The sequence below is a fragment of the Nocardia asteroides genome (assembly GCA_019930625.1).
Classification (GTDB): Bacteria; Actinomycetota; Actinomycetes; order Mycobacteriales; family Mycobacteriaceae; genus Nocardia; species Nocardia sputi.
This window is the reverse complement of record CP082844.1, coordinates 2,084,229-2,107,021: the sequence shown is the minus strand read 5'-3', so window position 1 is coordinate 2,107,021 and position 22,793 is coordinate 2,084,229. Positions and strand designations below refer to the sequence as shown.

The 22,793-nt window shown below is 67.7% G+C and carries 16 protein-coding genes; 3 read left to right on the top strand and 13 right to left on the bottom strand.

Annotated elements, in window-relative coordinates:
- Positions 1–103: 103 nt before the first annotated feature.
- The 10 genes from K8O92_09615 to K8O92_09570 form a co-directional block, all read right to left on the bottom strand.
- Positions 104–1,903 carry an esterase gene (locus K8O92_09615; GenBank protein UAK34119.1) on the bottom strand — a complete coding sequence of 600 codons (1,800 nt, stop codon included), beginning with the start codon at positions 1,901–1,903 and terminating at the stop codon, positions 104–106.
- Between the two features lie 222 nt (positions 1,904–2,125).
- Positions 2,126–3,088 (bottom strand): esterase family protein, encoded by a 963-nt coding sequence (locus tag K8O92_09610; protein ID UAK35565.1) that lies wholly within the window; start codon positions 3,086–3,088, stop codon positions 2,126–2,128.
- A gap of 965 nt (positions 3,089–4,053) precedes the next feature.
- Complete coding sequence (locus K8O92_09605) at positions 4,054–5,115, bottom strand: esterase family protein (protein UAK34118.1); 1,062 nt, start codon at positions 5,113–5,115, stop codon at positions 4,054–4,056.
- A 306-nt stretch (positions 5,116–5,421) separates the two neighbouring features.
- Positions 5,422–6,489, bottom strand: a complete 1,068-nt coding sequence (locus K8O92_09600; protein UAK35564.1) for an esterase family protein — start codon at positions 6,487–6,489, stop codon at positions 5,422–5,424.
- Between the two features lie 227 nt (positions 6,490–6,716).
- Positions 6,717–8,537, bottom strand: a complete 1,821-nt coding sequence (locus tag K8O92_09595) for a hypothetical protein (GenBank protein ID UAK35563.1) — start codon at positions 8,535–8,537, stop codon at positions 6,717–6,719.
- Between the two features lie 112 nt (positions 8,538–8,649).
- Positions 8,650–9,576: a decaprenyl-phosphate phosphoribosyltransferase gene (locus K8O92_09590; protein ID UAK34117.1), complete on the bottom strand. Its 927-nt coding sequence runs from the start codon at positions 9,574–9,576 to the stop codon at positions 8,650–8,652.
- A 1-nt stretch (position 9,577) separates the two neighbouring features.
- On the bottom strand, positions 9,578–10,129 hold the full coding sequence (locus tag K8O92_09585; protein ID UAK35562.1) for a phosphatase PAP2 family protein: 552 nt from the start codon (positions 10,127–10,129) through the stop codon (positions 9,578–9,580).
- 89 nt (positions 10,130–10,218) lie between these two features.
- A complete protein-coding gene (locus tag K8O92_09580; GenBank protein UAK34116.1) occupies positions 10,219–12,153 on the bottom strand; it encodes a glycosyltransferase in 1,935 nt (644 codons plus the stop codon).
- A 7-nt stretch (positions 12,154–12,160) separates the two neighbouring features.
- Positions 12,161–13,387 (bottom strand): UDP-galactopyranose mutase, encoded by a 1,227-nt coding sequence (gene glf, locus K8O92_09575; GenBank protein UAK34115.1) that lies wholly within the window; start codon positions 13,385–13,387, stop codon positions 12,161–12,163.
- A gap of 263 nt (positions 13,388–13,650) precedes the next feature.
- Entirely contained in the window at positions 13,651–14,373 is a 723-nt protein-coding gene (locus tag K8O92_09570; protein ID UAK34114.1) for an SDR family oxidoreductase, read from the bottom strand.
- A 107-nt stretch (positions 14,374–14,480) separates the two neighbouring features.
- Here K8O92_09570 and K8O92_09565 point away from each other — a divergent pair, with 107 nt between their 5' ends.
- A complete protein-coding gene (locus K8O92_09565; protein UAK34113.1) occupies positions 14,481–15,125 on the top strand; it encodes a TetR/AcrR family transcriptional regulator in 645 nt (214 codons plus the stop codon).
- 49 nt (positions 15,126–15,174) lie between these two features.
- Here the strand turns inward: K8O92_09565 and K8O92_09560 are convergent, their stop codons facing one another.
- Positions 15,175–15,933 (bottom strand): MerR family transcriptional regulator, encoded by a 759-nt coding sequence (locus K8O92_09560; GenBank protein UAK34112.1) that lies wholly within the window; start codon positions 15,931–15,933, stop codon positions 15,175–15,177.
- Positions 15,934–16,249: 316 nt separating this feature from the next.
- Positions 16,250–17,779 carry a SpoIID/LytB domain-containing protein gene (locus K8O92_09555; protein ID UAK35561.1) on the bottom strand — a complete coding sequence of 510 codons (1,530 nt, stop codon included), beginning with the start codon at positions 17,777–17,779 and terminating at the stop codon, positions 16,250–16,252.
- 332 nt (positions 17,780–18,111) lie between these two features.
- Here K8O92_09555 and K8O92_09550 point away from each other — a divergent pair, with 332 nt between their 5' ends.
- Entirely contained in the window at positions 18,112–20,688 is a 2,577-nt protein-coding gene (locus K8O92_09550; protein UAK34111.1) for an N-acetylmuramoyl-L-alanine amidase, read from the top strand.
- Between the two features lie 129 nt (positions 20,689–20,817).
- Here K8O92_09550 and K8O92_09545 read toward each other — a convergent pair whose 3' ends face one another.
- Positions 20,818–21,657, bottom strand: a complete 840-nt coding sequence (locus K8O92_09545; GenBank protein ID UAK34110.1) for an HAD family hydrolase — start codon at positions 21,655–21,657, stop codon at positions 20,818–20,820.
- A gap of 155 nt (positions 21,658–21,812) precedes the next feature.
- Here K8O92_09545 and K8O92_09540 point away from each other — a divergent pair, with 155 nt between their 5' ends.
- On the top strand, positions 21,813–22,790 hold the full coding sequence (locus tag K8O92_09540) for an ABC transporter permease (protein UAK34109.1): 978 nt from the start codon (positions 21,813–21,815) through the stop codon (positions 22,788–22,790).
- The last annotated feature ends 3 nt before the right edge of the window (positions 22,791–22,793 follow it).

Here is a 22,793-nt window from a genome sequence, read left to right as displayed (position 1 = left end):
CGCGCCCTCGCACGGCGCGTTCGCGGGCCTCTCATAGCTCGTGTTCGAGCCGGGCTGCGTCCGTCACGTGGCGGGTGATCTCGCATCGTGTCTCGACCGGCTCTCACAGGCTGTGGACTTCCGTTTTGCCGTCGCGCACCGTGATGAATCCTCCTTGGAAGTTCTGCTGCAAGCCCTCGGAGATGGGGAACTCGTCACCGGTGGGATAGCCCAGTTTGCCGTTCTCGTAACCGGTCTCGCGCCAGGCGTCCAGGATCGGGCCATTGCGGACCGCCCACGCGCCCGACACCGGGCTCCAGTAGATGTTGCCGCCCTCGAAGCGGCTGAACCGGCCCAGATCCCTCAGCGCCTGCTCCTCGGCGAGCGGGAATCCGAGCGGGCTGTTCTCGAAGCCCAACTGGGCGTATTTGTCGAAGATGAGTCCTTGGACACGGTGCACGCCGGTGCCCTGGCTGTAGTAGAACGGACCGTTCTCGAACGCCTGCACCGCACCGTCGCGGCTCGGCGTCCTGATCTCCGGTGCGATCGGGTAGCCGGCGGGGCCGCGCTCGAACCCCTGCTTGGCCCACTCCTCGAGGATCGCGCCACGGACCATGTGCGCGCCGGTCTGCGGCGTCCAGTACAGCGAGCCGTGCTGGAAGGTCTGGAACCTGCCGCGGCCGTCCGCCGGCGCGCGCTCCTCGCTGGTCGGCAACCCGAGCGCGCCGGTGGGTCCGGCGGCCGCCTGGTAACCGGCGCCGAGCACGCCGCCGACCGGGTACGCGCCGCTGTCCGGGGTGAAGAACACCCGGCCGCCCTTGAAGTCCTGAGCCGTTCCACCCGCCACCGCGTACTCGCCGGTGAGGCATTCACCGAGCCAGCCGGTCGCGGCGGCCACCGCACCGATCGCGCCGCTGGTCTGGCAGTTCGGTTTGCCCTGGTCGACGCCCAGCGCGAGCGCCGCCTGGTTCCAGGACTGACGCATCTCGAAATCCCAATACGGCCAGGAATGGGTACCGGAGGGGCGGTAGTTCACCTGGGCCGGGATAGCCAGCTTGGACAGCTTGGTCACGAAGTTCTGCGAGGTGAGCCGGGACAGGATCTCCAATCCCATGCCCGCGACGTTGGTGCTGATTCCCGGAATGCCCAGGGCTTGGTCGTAGGGACCGATCGCGCCGCTGCCGCTGGAGACGTAGAGACTGACCCCCCGCAGCTTGTCGGCCAGCGCGTACGGGTCGTGTGCCTCCCACGCCGGGCCGGTCTGCGGGCCCCACATGGCGGCGGAGTCGAATCCGCCCGCGTCGCGCATGGCGAACTCGATAGCTTGTGGCATGCCCAGCGTCGTCGTGGTCAGGAAGCCGGAGTACGACGCGGCGTGCCGCACGAACCCGGGATTGCGGGCGGCGAGGAACATCGCGGCCGTGCCCCCCATCGACAGACCTTCCACTCCCCGCACGTTCGTCGCCCGCCAGTGACTCTCGAGCAGCGGCGGAAGCTCCTTGGTCAGGAAGGTCTCCCACTTGTAGGTGCGGCCGTTGTCCGGCTCGAGCCAGTCGGAGTAGAAGCTGGACTGCCCGCCGACCGGCAGCACGACGGTGACGTTCTTGTCGGCGAAGAAATCGACCGCCCCCGCCTCCTTCGTCCAACCGTTCTCGTCCTCGGTCGCACGCAGGCCGTCGAGCAGGAACAGGACGGGGAAACGGGCCTCGGGGCGGGCGTTCCAGTCCCTGGCCAGAAGCAGCTGCACCTGGATCGGCACGCCCATAGACGGCGAGGTCACCCACACCGCGACGCGACGGTCACTGAGCCACCGCACCTTCTCGAGCGCGGGCGCGGCCGCGGCCACCGTGGGTTCCGCGGCGGCGGGAGCCTCGACGGACATGCTCGCGGCTAGGGGGACAACCAGTGCGGTGGCGAGCAGCATGAGCCGCTCGCGTGCCGACCGAACGCCGAGACGCCCACATGTGCCCCAGCTACCGCGCATAATCCCTGCCACAAGAGCTTTGTACTCTCGTTATAGCAATGATCACTGAAGACACGCGCTGCGCAGCAAACTCTGTTCGCTATGTCGCGATCGGGACTGCCCCCGAACGCAATTCAGGCCGCACCGAATCGGTGCGGCCTGAATGCGTGCAGGTGGCTCAGATCACCAGGCGCCGGTGGCGTCCAGGATCATGTTGCGCGAGGCGAACAGCTGGCCCTCCCAGTACTTCCAGGAGTGGGTGCCCGCGGCCGGGAAGTCGAACCGGGCCGGGATACCCAGCGAGTTCAGGCGAGCCTGGAACGCGCGGGTGTTCACCAGCGACAGGGCTTCCAGCGCCATGGCGTTACCGGTGTTGAACACCCCGACCGCCGAGTTCGGCTGATCGAACTGACCCGGCAGGCCGCTGGCCGCCGAGATGTACATCGGCAGACCGCGCAGCTGCGGCGCGAACACGAACGGGTCCATCCGCAGCCACTGCGAGCTCCACGGCGCCGCCATCGAGTCGACGTTGTAGCGGCCGGCGTCCAGCATCGCGATGCGGATCGCCTCGCGCATACCCGGCGCGGAGATGTTCAGGTAGCCCGAGTAGGAGGCGGCGAACTTGAACTGATCGCGGTGGTAGGCCGCGAGAGCGAGCGCCGCGCTACCGCCCATGGACAGGCCGACGACCGCGTTGTTGGTGCGCGAGACGCCGTAGCCCTCCAGGAAGGCAGGGAGTTCCTTGGTGAGGAAGGTCTCCCACTTGTAGGTGGTCTTCTGGCCGTTGAGGTTCGACGGCGCGTACCAGTCGGTGTAGAAGCTGGACTGGCCGCCGACCGGCATCACCAGGGTGATGTTGTCGCCTGCGAACTGCTGCAACGCGTTGGTCTCGAACGACCAGGCGTTGCGGTCGTCGCGAGCGCGCAGACCGTCGAGCAGGTAGAGCGCCGCGTTGCCGCCGCGCGAGGCCCACTGCACCTGGACTTTGATCGGGCCCATGCTCGAGGGGACCATCAGATCCTCGAAGCCACCCGCGGGTGCTCGCAACACCGGTGCGTGCGCCGACGGCGCCGCGGTGGCGAGAGTCGGGGTCGCCAGGCCTGCGGCGGTCGGTAGCGCCAGTACGGCGGCACCGACAGCCAGAATTCGATTACGCCAACTACGAGGCGCGCCTCGCCGTCCCGACGGTGTTCTCTTCGGCGCGGCCGCCCTGCCGAAACGCATGAATCCTGCTCTCTTTCTGCTGTTGTGGTGCCATCCGCCACCCGAGGGGCGAAGCGGCACCCGTGTTGCCAACGAGACGCGCGTCACGGACCCGGTCCCGACAATCCGATTCCGTGACGGCGCTACAACGATCTGGTCACACTTGCGCTCGCTGGACGATATTCGACGCCCATCGCTTTAGCAAGATCCGGGGTCTTTCCACTGGCCGAAATCCATCCGTTCACGCAAGGTAATGATGCGGTGACCTTATCGCGTTCTCCCGGTGATGTCGTCCTGGATCGCAAGATATTTGCGCTCCGGGCGAGAACTGTCACCGACCCGAGATCTTCGCAATCCCGACATCGGCCACACCAGGCTGCCCGGACGCGCGTCCAGGAGACCGGGATGCATTCCCGCTTCCGGCCCGTGACCGGACCGTGATCGGGCCCGAGATCTGCTGTGATTGCCACGCTGCGAACCTCGAGCAAACAACTACTACCACCGATGACCATACATCAGCGATCACATAGCAAACGCTAGGCAGGCCCCGCCGGGGCGGCCGAGCCCGTAGCTCGACCACTCCTGGCACCCATGCGTCATCCAGCGCCTCCGGCATCAACTCTCGAGTAGGGCTCACCGACCAGCACAATCCGACAATCCAACGAACGCCGTTCTTGCCGGTAAACCTGAGCAAAAGCGCGAGATTCGCACCATCGGAACCCTCTCGGGTGCGAGTCTTACGAGCGCCGTTCGCGGCCGGCTCGTGTCCGGGCGGGCGAAGCGCATGCGACGAAGTCGCGAATCTCGCCCGTTCGGACACGAGCCATAAGAGGGCCGCGAACACGCAGCGCCGAGGCGCTGCAAACCCACACAGGCGCCGCGAAACCAACACACGCCGCGAATCGAACTCAGCCGATGTGCGCCGACATATCCGGGATCATTCGCTTGGCCTCGTCGGACCAGTTGTTCCAGGCGTGAATTCCGAACGGGGGGAAGGAGTAGACCGCGTTGCCGCCGCCCAGCGTCGACATACGGACCTGGAACGCGCGGGTGTTCGCCAGCGCCAGGGTCTCCAGTCCCATGCCGTTGAGGGTTCCGAAGCTCGGTGGGTCGGTGGCGGCGGGCAGGCCGCTGGCGGCGGCGACCCACAGGCGGGTGCCGTTGCGGACGAGGTTGGGCGCGAACACGAACGGGTCCATGCGCAGCCACTGGGGGCTCCACGGTGGGGCCATCGAGTCCACGTTGTAGCCGCCCGCGTCCAACATGGCGGCGCGAATCGCCTCCCGCATGCCCGGCGCCGAGTTGTTCAGGTAGCCGGAGAACGAGCCCGCGAAGCTGAACTGGTCCGGGTGGTAAGCCGCGAGGGTCAGCGCGGCGCTGCCGCCCATCGACAAACCGAAGGCGCCGTTGCGATACGGGTTGAACCCGAGCCGGTCGCGCAGCGCCCAGCGCAAGTTGTTGGTCAGGAAGGTCTCCCACTGGTACCGGTAACTCTTGCCCGGCCCGCCCGCGAACCCGTTCAGACCGCCGGAACCGCTACTGGAGCCGCTGCCCGCCGGGATGCCGAAGAATTCGCTCGGCGCGATCCAGTCGGCGTAGAAGCTCGACATGCCGCCGACCGGCATGACGACGTTGATGTTCCAGCTGGCCAGTACTTCCGGGATGTTGGTCTCGATCTCCCAGCCGTTCAGATTCTCCGGCGCACGCATGCCGTCCAGCACGTAGGCGACGCGATTGGTGTTGCCGTCCGCGGCGCGCAGGATCCTGGTCTTGATCGGCCCCATGCCGGATTCGACCCAGAAGTCGAAGGCGGCGGGGTTGAACGCCGCCGACGCCGTGGCACCGGTGCCCGCGATGGTCGTGCCGAGCGGCAAGAGCATCGCGACCGCGACGCCGAGGACGGACCGCCGTAACCACGAACCGGCGGTTCGGGACCTATCGGGTCCGCGCTTCCTGCCCGCACTTCGCATCACATTCGACCTTTCCCTCGGGCGGCCTGATCGGCAAATATCTAGCGATCTGCACCAGCACCCTCATCGGACACCGGGACGCGACCTCCACCGAGTCGCGGACGGGTCGACCTCAGTGCATGTTGTTCGCCTATCAATCGGCGACGAATGCCTTCATGTTGCTGGACGGTGATCCAGACCACAACTACCGAAGCCGTTTTCTCTTCCATTCGTTGCCGACGTAGCCACGGATCACCCTCCGAAAGCCGAAAAGACCGCTTTGCGCCAGTGGCGCAAAGCGGTCTTCGGGTCTCGACTACGGGCTTATTACCCGATGTTCGCGGACAGATCCGGAATCATCCGGTAGACCTCTTCGGCCCAGTAGTTCCAGTTGTGCACACCCACGGCCGGGAAGTCGTAGGTGACGTTGTTCGCGCCCAGAGTCAGCATGCGGACCTGGAAGGCCCGGGTGTTGGCCAGCGCCAGCGCTTCCAGACCCATCGCGTTGAGCGTGTTGAAGCTCAGGCCGTCGGCCGCGGTCGGCAGACCGCTACCGGCGGAGACCCACAGGCGTGTGTTGTTGGCCTTCAGTCGCGGCGCGAACACGAACGGGTCCATCCGCAGCCACTGCGGGCCCCACGGCGGCGCCATCGCGTCGATGTTGAAACCGCCTGCGTCCAGCATCGCGACACGCAGCGCCTCGCGCATGCCCGGCGCCGAGATGTTCAGGTAACCGGAGTACGAACCGGCGTAACGGAACTGGTCGGGGTGGTAGGCCGCCAAGGTGAGCGCGGCGCTGCCGCCCATGGACAGGCCGAACACGCCGTTGCCGTTCGGGTTGAACCCGAGCCGGTCGCGCAACGCCCAGCGCAGGTTGTTGGTGAGGAAGGTCTCCCACTTGTAGGTGCTGGCCTTGCCCGGTCCGCCCGCGGAACCGGTCAGCAGGCCGGAGCCGGAGTTCGCCGAGCCGGTGGAGGAGGAGCCCGAGCTGCCCAGGCCGAAGAAGTCGCTGGGACCGTTCCAGTCGGCGTAGAAGCTGGACGGGCCGCCGACCGGCATGACCACGTTGATGTTCCACTTGGTGAGTTCGCGCACGACTTCGGTGTCGATCTCCCAGCCGTTGAGATCCGTGCGCGCCCGCATACCGTCCAGCGCGTACACCACGCGCCCGGTGTTGCCGTCGGCGGCGCGGAAGACGCGCGACTTGATCGGCCCCATCTCGGAATCGACCCAGAAGTCGAAGCCATCCGGATTGAACGCCGCGGACGCCGGGACGGCGGGGCCTGCCACCGACGCCCCGAGCGGCAGCAGAACAGCCAGCGACACCAGCACGGACCGCTTGAGCCAGGACCCTGCTTTTCGAGTATTAAGACGACGCCCGTTAACGCCTCGCATCAGTTTCGACCTTTCGTTTTTCACAAGCGACAGCGGCAAGCCGTCCACACGGTAACCCGCCGATGCCCGCGACCCATGGACGCCAGGCCGGGCATACGGTCGTAGCGTATATCGGTACCGACACGGCGGCGTTATCAAAAAGAGATAAAGCGGCGTACGCCACTTTTGTCGAACCCGCACGACGGGCCATGGGGCGGCGTGCTCCGGGCCCGGCGTACTTCCTCGGTTCAGCGTTGCGCGATCGGCTGCGGGAACGGATCGGCCAGTCCGCACCGCTGGATCTCGTACTTCGGTACCCGGTCGATGCGGTACTTCGCGAACCGCAGCGCGTTGCGTACGTTGTGCCGGAAGCGCTCGAAGGTGAGCGGGTCGCGGGAGGAGATCAGCAGCGCCTGGGTATCGGGGCAGGACATCGCGGTGCGCGCCTGGGTCACCCACTTCTCGTCGAGATACCAGGGCATCCACGGTTTCTTGTCCACCATGCCGGTGTCCACCACCACCCAGTCCGGGTACAGGCTCTTGTCGTGCCCGATCCGGCCGTCGACGAGCCGGTCGGTGTGCGCCGCCAGCGGGTAGGCCAGGCCCATCGGGTCGATCACGTGCACGTCCAGCGGGACGTTCATGCTGGTCATCCCGAGGTTCAGGAAGTAGACCGTGTGCCCGGCGCCACCTGCCGGAATGGGCTGGGGCGGCGGAGCCACATACCAGAACATGAACGAGGGCGAATTGAGCAGCAGGCCGCCGTTCGGGCTGGCGGTGATGTCGTTGACCATCGCGCGGATGCGCGGATAGTCCAGGTAGTCCTCGGCCAGGATCGGGTGATCGTGCCCGGTGTTGAGCACGTAGTACACGCGCTCGTCGACGATGCCGGTCGAGGTGATCTTGGTGCCGGTCTTGATCGCGGTGGTGTCGGCAGCGAACAGCGCCCAGCCCGCGACGCCGACGAACGCGACCGCCAGCGCCGCGAAGGACCAGTCCGCGCGCACACCGCCGACGGGCACCCGGATCGGAAGGACCGCGACCGGAAGCACCAGCAGGAACAGCTGCGGCAGCAGCATTCGGCCGTGCATGAAGTCGCCGCCGACCCGCAGCGCGTACAAGGTCAGGAGAAAACCACTCACGAGGACCAGAGCGACCACGGCACCCGGCGAGCGCAGCCGCTCCCGAACTCGGCCGACGGACCATCCGCGCGTCTGTTCGCCATCGGAGTCCGCGGTCCCGCCCGCGCGCCCGCGTGCGGCGAGCACACCGGCGAGCAACAGCACCAGCAGCGGCGCCCACAGGAAGTACGGGCCGACCAGGTCCCAGAGGTAGGTCAATCCCTGCCCCCACTTGGCGCCGCCCGCGTCTTTCGCGACGGCGGTGTTCGGGTAGGGCAGGCCGTAGTAGCCCATCCGCCAGATCTGGTAGCCCAGCGGGACCAGCCCGGCCACCGCGACGATCGCCGCGCGCAGCACGATCGGCCGCAGCCTGCTCTCCGGCATGGGGGCCAGGAAGATCATCAACAGCGCCAGCGCGCCGACCAGCGTCATCTCCGGACGGATCAGCGGAGCGAGCCCGGCGAGGAAGACCACTCCGAGCAGGCCGGGCAGGCGCACCCTCTTCGCCTGGCTCCAGCGCATCAGCTGCCACCACAGCAGGCCGATCCAGCAGATCACCAGACCGCTCTCCAGGCCGGAGGTGACGTAGTCGCGGGCCGGAGGCAGTGCGATGTAGACCAGCACACCGGCGGGCAGCAACAGCCCGGCGCGAGTGCCGCCCCACAGCCGCGCCGAGCCGAGCATGGCGAACACGACCGCGGCCAGCGACACCGTGAGCGTGACGCCCAGCACCACGTACTCGAGCCGCGCCTGGGTCAGCCAGCTGAAGAACCAGACCAGATAGGTCCACGCGGTGCTGGTGTTGGCTTCGACGCGCTCGCCCGCGTTGAAGACGGGACCGTTGCCCGCCAGCAGGTTGCGCACGGTGCGCAGCACGATGAGACCGTCGTCGGCGATCCACCGCCGCTGCCAGCCTCCGATCGCGAAAAGGACAACGGTGAGGACGATCCCACCGACGAACGTGGCTCGGGATAGACGTACGAACCGCGACACGGAGCCCGTCGGCTCATCGGCCGACCGCCCCGCCGCGTATTCCGTTTGCTCCGCCACCAGCATCTCGTCAGGTGAGATAGACAGCGACACCTACCGCTCCGATCCAGGCGATTGCGAGGAACTGGAGGATTCGGTCCCCCAGCGCGATCTCCTCTGGTTCTCCGGCCTCGCCCCCATCGACGTCGACCGCGTAACGCAGGATTGCGATGGTAAACGGGATCATCGAGATCGCGAACCAGTTGGTGTCTTTGATGCCGTCCTGCTGGAACGCCCAGAGCCCGTAGAACACCACCACCGCCGTCGCGGCCAGGGTCCAGATGAAGCGCAGGTAGGTGGGCGTGTAGTACTCCAGCGACTTGCGGATCTTGGCGCCGGTGCCCAGCGCGATCTGCAGTTCTGCGTAGCGCTTGCCCGCCGCCATGAACAGCGAGCCGAACGCCATGATCAGCAGGAACCATTGCGACAGCTCGATATCCGCCGCCGCGCCACCGGCAACGGCGCGCAGCAGGAAGCCCGAGGACACGATGCAGATGTCCAGCACGGCCTGGTGCTTGAGTCCGAAGCAGTAGGCCAGCTGGATACCGATGTAGACCGCCATCACGACGGCCAGCTGCCAGGACGCGAGGAAGGATCCCGCGATCGATCCGGCCAGCAGCGCCGCCGACAGCAGGTAGGCCAGGTTCACCGGGACGACGCCCGCGGCGATCGGCCGGAACCGCTTGGTCGGGTGCGCCCGGTCGGCTTCCACGTCGAGCGCGTCGTTCACCAGGTAGATGCCCGAGGCCGCCATGCAGAACACCACGAAGGCGATGCCGACGGGCGCGAGCACGTTGACGTCGGTGGCCGTGCCCGCGGCCAGTGGGGCGGCGAGCACCAGGACGTTCTTGACCCACTGCCGCGGACGGACTGCCTTGAACAGACCGCCGGCCAGCGTCTTGGGCGGACCCTTGACTACCGCCTCGGCGAGGTCGGCGCCGGTCGGCTCTTCACTCATGTCAACCAAGGCTCTTTCTTGTGCGGTCACTGTCGAGTCTCTTTTCGGCGGCGAGCAGGGCGGCGGCGGACGCGGCGCCGAGCGCGGAACCGGCGAGCACGTCGGAGGGGTAGTGCACCCCGAGGACCACCCGGGAAAGCAGCATCGGGGGGACGAGCACCGCTGGCAAGGGTAGCCCGGTCAATCTGCCGAGCAACACGGCCGCCGCGGTGGTCGAGGTCGCGTGCGAGGACGGAAAACTCAACTTGCTCGGCGTCCCCACGTTGACCTGCACCGATGGGTCGTTCGGGCGCGGACGGCGAACGACGCGCTTGATCACGATCGAGGCCGCGTGCGCGCCGACCGCCCCGACCGCTACCCCGGCCCACTGTCTGCGCCGCGGCTTGTCCACCAGCCAGCCGGCGGCGGCGATGCCGATCCAGCCGAGCGCGTGCTCACCGAAGTGCGACATGCCGCGCGCGGCGGACACCACGGCGGGCTTGCCGCCGAGGGCGGCCTGCACGGCGTTGATGATCGCGACTTCCGGGGGCGCGGTCGTGGCACGCTCGTCCAGAGGAGGCGCGGATACCGGGCCGCCGTGGCCGTTCGCGCGCTGCGGCGGCAGGCTCACCGCCGCGTCGTCGGCCGCGCTCGCTCCGAGACTCACTGCTGCTCACCCTTCGTGTCGATGCCGAAGACCTTCTCCCACGCCGCGGTGCTGGTCAGCTGCGGGTGGGCGGCGCGGTAGCGCTGCTGCATCTCCGGGAAGCGGGCGGCCAGCTCCTTGCGCAGGCGCATGGCCTCCTTGAACAGGCCGAGCGCCTGGCGGGGGTCACGCTTGCGGTAGACGACGCCGCGGCCGTCGGCCGTGGTGACGGTGACGCCGTCCACCTGCGAGAGCAGGAACCAGCGCGCGTCCAGCGTCGGCACGTTCAGTTGCGGGGTCTGGTGATGATCGGTGTGCGCGGGCCGGAAGTTGTGCACCACGCCCTTGGCCAGCCGGACTACCTTGGCGATCGGGTTGGCGGGCTCGCCGACAGCTCCGACGCCGATGTGGCTGGCCAGCGGCAGTTCGGTGGAGGAGGGCAGGATCACCGCGTCCGGGTACTGCTTGCGCAGTTCGTGCACCGCGCCCAGCGCGCTGGGCAGCAGCTGGAACAGCCGTTCGGGTCCGGCGAGGAAGTCGCGGATGGCCAGGTTCTGGATCGCGACCGTCGAGTACTCCAGGCACAGCAAGTGCTTCAGCGTGGCCTTGATCGTGTTGACGACCATGGCGCGCCCGTTACCCGGCAGGTGCAGCGAGGCGACGACCAGGCGATTGCGCAGGTGGAAGTACGCCTGCCAATCGATGGCGTCGTCCTTGTCGCTCCAGGCCATGTGCCACACGGCCGCGCCGGGCAGGGTGACGGTCGGGTATCCGGCGGCGCGGGCGCGCAGTCCGTACTCCGCGTCGTCCCACTTCAGGAACAGCGGAAGGGGCTGGCCGAGTTCCTCGGCGACGCGGCGCGGGATCACGCAGGTCCACCAGCCGTTGAAGTCGACGTCGATGCGCCGGTGCAGCAACTTCGAGTTGTCCCGGTCCTTGAGCGGGTACTTCGAGAAATCGTGGTCGTACTCGACGTTCGGCGCGGCGGTCCACATGAAGATGCCGCGGTCGACGACCTCGCCCATCACGTGCAGGTGCGAGCGCTCCTGCAGATTGAGCATCTGGCCGCCGACCAGCACCGGCGACTTGGCGAAGCGGGCGAAGGCCAGCGCGCGCAGGATCGAGTCGGGCTCGATCTCGATGTCGTCGTCCATGTAGACGATGTACTCGGCGTCGGTGGTCTTCAGCGCCTCGTACATGACCCGGCTGTAGCCGCCGGAGCCGCCGAGATTGGGCTGGTCGTGGATGGACAGGCGATCACCGAGCGCCGCCGCCGATTCCGCGAATCCGGGCTCGTCGACGACCTTCTTCGTGCCCTGGTCGGGGATGATGACGGCTTCGATCTTCTCCAGCACCAGCGGATCCGAGCCGAGGGCGGCGAGAGTTTTCACCGCGTCGGTGGGCCGGTTGAAGGTGGGCATGCCGACCGCGATGCTGCCCTCGCCGGGCGCCTCGACCGGCGCGTACCAGCCGCCGGACAGCAGCGTGACGGCCGTGTCGGTGGTGATGTCGAACCAGATCCAGCCGCCGTCCTCGAACGGGGCCAGGTCGGTCTCGAATTCCACCACCACCGAGTCGGCGCCGGTCGCGACCGCGAATTCCTTGCCCTGCACGTGGATTCGCGAGCCGTCGGCCTTGGAGCGGTACATGTCCACCCGGCCGTGACCGGCCAGTTCCAGCCGCAGCACCACCGACGAGAGGATGCTCCAGCGCCGCCAGTAGCTCGCGGGCAGCGCGTTGAAGTAGGTGCAGAACGAGACCTCGGACTCCGCGCCGATCGACAGCGACGTGCGCGTGGTCGCGTGCGCGCGCCGGGCGTTGGTCTGCGACTCCTCGACGTAGAGCGTGCGCACGTCCAGCGGCTCACCCGGCCGGGGCAGGATGATGCGCTGCAACAGCGACTTCGCACGGGTCTCGGTGGTCATGTCTTCCAGAATGGATTGGGCGGTCATCGTGCTCCTAAGCCTCCTGGTCCACGAGCGGCGCGCCGTCGGCGAGGTGCGGCTGGAGCACGTTGTCGAACATGCTCAGCGCGCTGCCGATGGCCATGTGCATGTCCAGGTACTGGTAGGTGCCGAGGCGGCCGCCGAAGACGACCTTCGCCGCCGCGGTCTCCTTCTTGGCCAGCTCACGGTAGGCCAGTAGTTTCGCCCGGTCCTCCGGTGTGTTGATCGGGTAGTACGGCTCGTCACCGGTCTGCGCGAACCGCGAGTACTCCCGCATGATCACGGTCTTGTCGGCGGGGTAGTCGCGCTCGGGGTGGAAGTGGCGGGGCTCGATGATGCGGGTGTAGGGCACGTCCGCGTCGTTGTAGTTCATCACCGAGGTGCCCTGGAAGTCGCCGACCGGCAGCACCTCGGTCTCGAAATCAATGGTGCGCCAGCCCAGCTCACCCTCGCTGTAGTCGAAGTAGCGGTCCAGCGGCCCGGTGTAGACGACCGGCGCGTCCGGGTTCTCGGCGCGCAGCTGCTCGCGCACCTCGAACCAGTCGGTGTTCAGCCGCACCTCGATCAGATCGGAGGCGGCCATGTTCTCCAGCCACTTCGTGTAGCCCTCGCGCGGCAGGCCCTCGTAGGTGTCGTTGAAGTAGCGGTTGTCGAAGGTGTAGCGGACCGGCAGCCGGGTGATGTTGCCCGCGGGCAGTTCCTTGGGGTCGGTCTGCCACTGCTTGGCGGTGTAGTCGCGCACGAACGCCTCGTAGAGCGGGCGGCCGATCAGCGAGATCGCCTTCTCCTCGAGGTTCTGCGCGTCCTTGGTCTCGATCTCCGAGGCCTGCTCCGCGATCAGCTTGCGCGCTTCCTCCGGCGAGAAGTAGCGGCCGAAGAACTGGGAGACCAGACCCAGGCCCATCGGGAACTGGTAGGCCTGACCTTTGTGCATCGCGAAGACGCGGTGCTGGTAGCCGGTGAACTCGGTGAACTGGGTGACGTAGTCCCACACTCGCTTGTTGGACGTGTGGAACAGGTGCGCGCCGTACTTGTGGATCTCGATCCCGGTCTCCGGATCCGGCTCCGAGTAGGCGTTACCGCCGAGGTGGTGGCGCCGTTCGATCACCAGAACCCGTTTACCCAGCACGGTGGCGGCGCGTTCGGCAACGGTCAGCCCGAAGAATCCGGAGCCGACGACGATCAGATCGAACTGTGAGGCGGAATGGACGGAGTTACCGGGGGACGATGCGACGGTCACGGGAGCCCAGAGTATCGGAAGTCCCCGGCGCGTCCGGGTGGAGTCGGAACTGCGCTGAGCGGCACCGCTCGCCGCACCCGGTTTCACGCCCTCGACCTCTGGATTTCGCCGGTTGTTCGCTGAAAAGGACTCCGCTGGCAACTGACCGGCTGTTTACTCCCCTGGCCGGCTCGTCGCGCCCGGTTCCGCGGTGTTCGCAGCGCCCCGCGAGCCGCCTCGAGCCGTGGCGCGATCAAGGCGGCTTTCCCACGCGTGGGCAGGGCTCAGGCCGGGAAGCCGACGTCGAGTTCGACCTCGTCCCGCTCGGTGTACAGCCGCCAGTAGTGGTCACCGAGTTCGTCCGCGCTGATCCGTACGAGCTCGAGACCCTCGGGAATCAGTTCGGGATGTTCGTCGACGATCTGCGCGGCCTTGCTGCCTTCGATCAGCGCGCCGATGTTCAGCAATCCGACGTAGACGCCGGTGCCGCGCAGTTCGATCTCCAGCTGGCGCAGGTAACCGCGTTGCGCCGCCAGGGCGATGCCGAAATTGGCCAGATAGGGCGCCGGGAAATGCTCCGACGAGCCCGAGGTGAACAGCAGCGCGCCGTCGCCGCGCTCCACCATTCCCGGCGCGAGGGCCCTTGTCACCAGGATCGGTGAGTGCAGCTTCAGCGCCATCGGCACCGCGAGGGAGGGGACGTCCACCTCCAGCGTCGATGGCAGCCGGTCGCTCATGTTGCCCGCCGCGCCGTGCATCGCCACGTCGATCGGCCCGAAGGTCGCCTCGATGTTCTCGATCACCCCGGTGACCTGCGCGGCGTCGGTGACGTCCGCGGGGAAGGCGGCGGCTTCGACCCCTTCGGCCGGCAGCTCCTCGGCGTGCCGCCGCGCCTTCTCGGGGTCACGCCCGATGACCGCCACCCGGAATCCCTCGCGTCCGAATCGCCGTCCCGTGCCGACACCGAGCCCGGGGCCGTACCCGAAGATCGCGATCGTCTCGGCCATTTTCACTCCCGCTTAAGTTGAGCTATGGTTCAAGTTCACGCCCGAGGCTAACGCAACTTGAACCTATGCTCAACATATGGAGTGACCCGGATTTGTAGGATCGGGCCGTGGACAAGCCGTTACGCAGCGACGCCCAGCGCAATCGGGACGCGCTCGTGACCGCCGCCCGCGCGGTCTTCACCGAACGCGGTCTCGACGCACCGCTGAAGGAGATCGCCGCGCGCGCGGGAGTCGCCATCGGCACCCTGTACAACCGCTTCCCCACCCGCGACGACCTCATCGCGGCCGCGGTCGAGGACCGGATCGAAGCGGGCAGCCGCATCGCCGAGGACGCGCTGGCCATCGACGATCCCTGGGAGTCGTTCGTCTACTTGGTGGAGCGGGTCTGCGCTTTGCAAGCCGCCGACCGGCTACTCAGCGAACTGGCGGTTCGCACCGCCCCCAGCCGCGCCATCGCTCGGGCACAGGAATACGGCCACGGCCTGATGCGCCGGATCATCGCCCGCGCCCAGGAAGCCGGCGTCCTGCGCGCCGACTGGGTACTCGAGGACATCGCCTTCATCACCTGGTCACACACCAGAATCGTCGAGGCGACCGGTCACATCGCCCCCGAAGCCTGGCGGCGCCACCTCGGCTTGGTACTCGACGGCCTACGCGCGGAGGCCGCCCATCCACTCCCGGTCCCCCCGATCACCGAAGACCAACTGATGCACGCGCTCGGACGGGGCGACCGCACTTCGACCCCGGAATGAATGACGGCCGGTACGCGGGTGCGCGTACCGGCCGTCGGTAAGGCGGGATCTACAGCCGCTGCTCGGCGTAGATCTTCATCGCGTCCCGCACGTACTCGGCGGTGCCCGCGCCGTGCACGTCGTAGTTGACCGCGAAGCGCGGGTCGGCGACGTACATCTCGCCCAGGTTGATGAAGGCTTCCTTCACCACCGGCCGCCCCTGCCAGCCGACGCCGATCCAGTCGTAGTGGCGCTGGACGATGGCCTGCACCTCGTCGCTGTCGAGCGCGAGCCCGTCGGCGTGCGCCCGGCCGTAGTCGGCGGCGATGTCGAGATGGGTCTGCTGGAAGGCCTTCCGGTCCGCGTCGGACATCGAGCGCCACCAGCGGTCGCCGCTCTCGTAGGCCTCCTTGCCCCAGCGTTCGATCACCTCGTCCTTGTACTTCGTGTGGTCGAAGCCGTCGAAAACTTCTGCTGCCACGAGTTGTTCACCTCTTTCCGTCTTGTGCAGCGTGGTTTGCACCGACTCGATCTGCCGCCGGATCCGATCCTGTTCCTGCCGAAGCAGTTGCAGGTGCGTGCGCAGCGCGGCGGCGGTGTCCTGCTCTCCGGCGAGGACTTCGGCGATGACCGGAAGGCCGAGGCCGAGTTCGCGCAGCAGCAGGATGCGTTGTAACCGCACGAGGGAGCCCTGGTCGTAGTAGCGGTACCCGTTGGCGCCGATCCGGCTGGGCGGCAACAGCCCGAGCTGCCCGTAGTGACGCAGCGTGCGACTGGTGGTACCGGCCGCCTTCGCCAGATCCTGAATGGACCATTCCCCGGTGACCATGACCTGTCCTCCCTCCTTGCTCTCGTCGGTATAACGAGCATGCAAGTTGACGTTACGTCAAGGTCAACCCCTGATTCGCCGCGATTTCTCGACCGCCAGCGCAGCGCGAACGTGGACGCGGCTGCCGAAAGTCCGCTATGTGAGTTCCGCGCCACCACTAGCCGCATCAAAAGAATCCGTGCCCTAGACATCAGATCGGCTGGAACCTCGGTTGGCGGATCATCGGCCTGCCAGAGGCCATGCCCGCTTACGGCCGCTGCCATCACCGGGCACCGCCCCGGCATTGGCGGACGCCCAGCGGACGTCGTTGTACCGCCTAGTGCGGCGACACCGTCGGTTGAGTCGCCCTCCGGGGCTGGGCCGCGTCGCCGGGGTGAGTCACCCCTCCGGGCTGGGCCGCCCCTCCGGGCTGGGCCGCACCACCAGGCTGCGTCACACCACCGGGTTGCGTCACACCACCGGGTTGCGTCACACCACCGGGTTGCGCCACACCACCGGGTTGCGCCACACCACCAGGCTGGGCCGCACCACCAGGCTGGGCCGCACTACCGGGCTGCGTCGCCCCACCAGGCTGGGCCGCACTACCGGGCTGCGTCGCCCCACCAGGCTGGGCCGCACCACCAAATCCCGCCGCACCACCAAGTCCCACCGCACCGCCAAGTCGAGGCGAGTCACCCGCAGCAGGTGCGTGACTGGGCGGGATCCCCTGTGCTCCTGGTGCTTCCGGCACCACTTGCAACATCCGCGAGTAGTCGACGACCTGCGCGCCCAGCGCGGGCGTCACCACGATGACGCCGTTGGTGTAGTGCCGGTAGGTGCCCGCCCGTTGCGGCAGGATCATCTCGGGACCGAGCGGCGCACCGATTCCGCTGCTCGCGCCGCCGATGCGGCGGTATTCGGCGTCGATCGCCGACTCGGTAACCGACGCCTGCTCGCGCGGATCCTCGGTGGGGGCGGTGGTCACCGGCTCACCGGGCGCGGGGCCGACGTCGAGAGTGTCGATGCCGGCGGGTTCCGCACCGTCCGGCGCGGCGGAGTACTCCGCCCGCAGGATCCGGCCTTCGCGCAGCAATACGGCGCCTGCCGTGGCCGCGACCGCTGCCGACGTTCGCGAATCCTCCTTCGCGGTACCCGGATACCGCTGGCAGGCAGTTGTGTCGCAGGTCCGCGCGTACGGATAACGTTGTTCGGCAAGGGCATACGAACGCGCCGCGATCGCCTGGGCGCGCAGCGCCTCGGCCGCGCCTTTGTCCGCCCAGTTGGCCTGCACCTCGGCCGGGACCACACCGAGCAGATAGTCCTCGACGTCCACCTGGTTGACCGTGCGGGCCGCGCCGTCCTCGAGGGCGACGCCGAGCGCACCGCGATACGCCGAACCACCACACAGCGTGAGATGTTCCGCCGCAGGGCGATTCGGGCTGGGATCGATCGGGTGAATCCAGGGGTCGTCGGTCGCTGCCTGCCACAGCACCTCGCCGTCGCAGCCGTGCGTGACGACCACATTCGCGCCACCGCCCGGCAGAGGCGTCAGGTGCGCGGCCTGGCCGGGTGTGACTTCTCGGCCCGCCACCCGCGCACCGGCGGCGGCGAAGGCGTCCAGGGACGAGTCGTCCTGCGCCATGAGCCGCACCCGGACGGCTGCGGGCGCGACGGTGGCGAGCGCCGCACCGGGGTAGTAGCGCGCGAGGATGCGTTCGGCTCCCCAGCCCTGCCGCGCGCTCTCGAACGCACCGACCTGACTCATGCCGCGCCCGTGCCCCGGCCCGACCAAAGGTCGGTAGGGAGCCCCTTCCGGCCAGCTGGACAGCACTGTGCCAGCGATAAGCCCGATGCCGCTGAGCAACATGGAGTTCAGCGCTGCGCGGCGGATGGTTCGCCGACTCCGCATCCGGGATCGACGTTCGAAGAAACTCCTTATTACCAGCACTCTTGTCCCCTGCACGCTCGCTCTACGATGCATTCGTTCACTTGCCAGGACATTCCAGGACGGGGTTGATCCGTAACCTTTCGGACACGTTCTCCGACCACGCGCAATCAACGAGCTACATTCAGGCAATCACATAATCCTCAACAAGAGGTTTAGCAATGTGACAATTGTGGCTATTGTGACCATTGATACATCAGGAAGTAACCCCGGAATCACTCATGATCACTGGTTCGACCTGATTGGAGACGCTCGTGCGGTACCGCAAACCGAAACGTCCCTACGTACTCCCGGTGGTCACCACCCTCGCGGTCGCGGCCCCGCTCGCCACGCTCGCGCCCAGCGATTCCACCGACTACCGCACCGCCACCAACAGCGAACTGGCCGCCGTATCGGCCGAACTGGCCGAGGTAGCGCTCACGCAGGCTCCCGATATCGTCTTACCGCTGCGCGAACTCACCGGGCTGGCCCTGCCTGAGCTGCGCCTTTCCGACCTGCGCATGCTGCCGACTCCGGAGTCCATCGCGATGCCGGACCGACCACCGCTACCACCGGATGGACGGCTATCCGAGCGAATACGACTACCCAGCTCGAATTCCGACCAAACCTCCGTCCCGGAGATCGCTTCGAGCCAGCGGGCCGAAAACTCGAATTCTCCTGCTCAGACAATTTCCCAACCCACCACAGGTAGTGTCCGATTCATCGCGGATCCCGGCCGGCTCCAGCCCGGAACCACGCCCGACACTCCCGCGCTGTCTCCTGGGGCTGTGACCCCCGAATTGATGAGTCAGGTGGGGGCCCAGGTCAAAGAACTCTCCAGCGACACGCCGTTCAGCATGGTCGCGCTCACCGCCGAAAAGCTGGCGGACACCAAGGCCACGATCCGCGCTCGGCAGCCCGACGGCACGTGGGGGCCGTGGTACGAGACCGAACCGGTCGACACCCATCGCACCGACCGTTCCGGCCCGGGCGCGACCGACGGGACCGAACCGATCTACGTCGGCAACACGAACGCCGTACAGGTGCTGGTCACCCGCGAGCAATCAGCGGCTCCGACGATCCGGCCGGTGGCGCAGCCTGGCCCGATCGCAGACGATCCGGCCCAGCCGGACACTCCGGCCGGACAACCCGTCCCGCGGCCGGACGATCCGGCCCAGCAGGTCGCAGACCTGACCGCCGTGCTCATCGATCCGGGCCGCGGCGCCGTCGACGGTTCGCTGCACGATGTCGCCGCGCCGTTGCCAGGCGGGCCGAGCGTCATCACCCGCGCCCAGTGGGGCGCCGACGAGTCCATCCGCTGTGACCAGCCGACCTATGACGACAACCTCGGCGGCGTCACGGTGCACCACACCGCGGGCCGCAACGACTACAGCAAGTCCGAGTCGGCGGGGATCGTCCGCGCGATCTACACCTATCACGCGAAGACGTTGGGCTGGTGCGACATCGGGTACAACGCGCTGGTCGACAAGTACGGTCAGGTCTTCGAAGGACGCTCCGGCGGCCTCGACCGGCCCGTGCAGGGTGCACACGCGGGCGGCTTCAACGAGAACACCTCGGGCGTCGCGCTGATGGGCAACTACGAGTCCGAACAACCGACGGACGCGGCGATCGAGGCGATCGGGGCTTTCGTGGGCTGGCGCACCAAGGTCGCCGGTCTGGACCCCAAAGGCTCCACCACGATGTACTCGGAGGGCACCTCGTTCACTCCGTATGCCCGGGGCGAGGCGGTGCGGTTGCCGATCGTCTTCGCACACCGCGACGTCGGCAACACCACCTGCCCCGGCGACGCCGCGTACGCGCTGATGGATCGGATCCGCGACATCGCCGCAGGCACTCCGGGCGCCTCGGGCGGACACAACAGCCAACTTCCCGCGATCGATGAATCCGACGTGGCGGATCTCGCGGCGCTGACCACGAAGCTGCTGAACATGGTGCACGACAACATCATCGCCAGGCACTGGTCGCACTCCGGCGGACCGAACGGACCACTCGGCACCGCCCGGTCCGACGTGCTGCCCACCGCACAGGGCCGGCAGTACGCGAAGTTCTCCAACGGATACGTCTACACCGCGGCGGACGGTCGGGTCGTCGAGGTTCTCGGCACGATCCTGGACCGCTTCCTGCAACTCGGCGCCGAAACGGGCGTCCTCGGGCTACCGCTGCGCAACGCCTACCCGGTCCCGGACGGCCTGCGCGCGGACTTCGAGCGCGGCTCCCTGATCCTCAACCAGCTCACCGGCATCGTCACCACAGTGTGGAAGACCTACAACGACACCTACCAGGAACAGATGGGCCGCGAACCGGTCGGGGCTCAGGTGAGCGCCCCGCTTCCGGGCAGCGCCCCGGCTCAGGTGAGCGCCCCCGCTCCTGACCGCGAACCGGCTCACCTGAGCGCGCCGGTTCTGGACGGTGCCCCGGCCCCTGGCAGCACCCCCGCTCCCGGCAGCACCCCAGTTCCCGGGAGCGGCCCGGTCCCTGGCAGCACCCCAGCTCCCGGCAGTGCCCCAGCTCCCGGCAGTGCCCCGGCTCCCGGCAGTGCCCCGGCTTCGGGCAATGCGCCCGCTCCGGGCGGCACCCCAGTTCCGGGCGATGCCTCGGCCCCGTCGGTCTCTATTCCCGGTAGTGCCCCCGCACCAGCTGTCAACCAGGTTCCAGAGGCGCGTACCCCGCTCCCCCGGCCACCCGCGCCGGCGGGAAGTCCCACCCCGATCGGTCCGGCGCCCGCGAACACACAAGACCCGGCTGCCGTTCACACCCCTCACGGCTCGGCACCCGCAGTCACCGACCCGGCCGCGGTGGCCCCAGCCGCTTCACCCTCACCCGAGGGTTGAACCAGAACAACTTCGCAGATGACACACGGTTCGGAGCTCGGCTATACGCCGGGCTCCGAGTCGTTTCGAACGCGTTCCGCGTCAGGGCCGCGGACAGGCAGCGCGAAAGCGCGGCGAATCGAACACAACTCATACCCACCAGCGTTCGAGGACGCGCGCGACGCCGTCGTCGGAGTTCGATTCGGCGATCTCGTCGGCGGCCGCCAGGGCTTCGGGGTGGGCGTTGCGCATGGCGACGCCGTGGCCCGCCATGGTGAGCATGGGGACGTCGTTGGGCATGTCGCCGAACGCGACGATGGTGGCCGCGTCCACGCCGAGCCGCTGGGCGACCACGGTCAGACCGGCGGCTTTGGTGATGCCGGGCGCGGACAGTTCGATGAGCCCGTGCTCGGTCGAGTAGGTGATGTCGGCTCGCTCGCCGATCAGCGGCGCGAGCACCGAGCGCATGTCCGAGCTGCGCGCGCCCGGTAGTCGGATCAGCATCTTGATGGCGGGCGCGTCGATGACCTCCTCGCGGGCGACCGAGGTGTCGTCGGGATTCAGCCAGGCGTGCTCGTATTGGGGCGAGCTGACGAATTGCGGCGTCACCGCGTCGTGCGCGCTCTCACCAACGCGTTCGGCCGCGAGACCGCAGCCCGGCAACGCCCGCTCGGCGAGGTCGGCGAGCCAGGCGAGCGTCGGCACGTCCAACGTCATGCTGGCCAGCACCCGGTCGGTGGCGCTGTCGTAGATCACCGCGCCGTTGCCGCACACGCACAGCGGCGCGTAGCCCAGGCCCTGCACCACCGGATCGATCCAGCGCGGCGGCCGCCCGGTGGCCAGCACGAACGGCACACCGTCGGCGATCAGGGCGCCTACCGCCGCCTTGGTCCGCGCGGTCACCCGCTCGTCGTGATCGATGAGCGTGCCGTCCACATCGGTGGCGACCATCTTCGGCTTGGGCAGGTGCGGGGGCGTCACCCATTCCATCCTGCCGGACGACTCCGGGCCCGTGCCCGGCCCCCGTGGCCGGACGATACTCGGACATGCCCGGATGTCATGTGGCACGCGCGCCCGCAAGCACGTCCTTATGATCGGGGACTAATACCGACGCTGGCACGTCCAGCCGAAAGACCAGAGGACTGATGACCGGCTTCCTGCTACGACGCGCGCTCAACTATGTCGTGCTGTTGCTGCTGGCTTCGTTCCTGACGTTCAGTCTGGCGTCTCTGACGTTCCGGCCGCTGGACAGTCTCGAACAACGCAATCCGCGCCCGCCACAGGCAGTGATCGACGCCAAGGCCGAAGAGTTGCATCTCGACGACCCGATTCCGGAGCGCTACCTCACCTGGATCAAAGGGATCCCGCACGGCGACTTCGGCACCACGCTCGCCGGTCAGCCGGTGAGCGAGGAGCTGCCACGGCGGGTGGCGGTGAGCCTGCGGTTGCTGATCGTCGGCTCACTGGTCGGCACGGTGCTCGGCGTTCTGATCGGCGCGGCGGGCGCGATCCGGCAATACAAATTCAGCGACTACTTCACGACGGTGGTGTCGCTGCTCGTTTTGAGCACGCCGGTGTTCCTGCTCGCGACGCTGCTGAAATATGGTGCGCTGGAGATCAATTCGCTCACCGGATCGCAGATCTTCCTCTATACCGGCGAGACGTCGGCGAGCAGGATCGACGGGTTCTGGCCGCAGTTGCTCGACCGCGTCCAGCATCTGATCCTGCCCACCACCGCGCTGGCTCTCGGCGCCATGGCCGGTTACAGCCGGTACCAGCGCAATGCCATGCTGGATGTGTTGCAGAGCGATTTCATTCGCACCGCCCGCGCGAAAGGCCTCACTCGCAGCAAGGCGCTGTACAAGCACGGCCTGCGCACGGCGCTGATCCCGATGGCCACGCTGTTCGCCTACAGCCTCGGCGGCCTGATCACCGGAGCGACGTTCACCGAGAAGATCTTCGGCTGGCACGGCGTCGGTGAATGGCTGGTCGACTCGATCAACGCCCAGGACCTCTACGTGGTGGTGACGGTCACCGCGTTCGCCGGACTGGTCGTGCTGGTGTCGGGTCTGCTGTCGGACATCGTGTACGCGTTCCTCGACCCCAGGGTGCGTGTGGGATGAGCG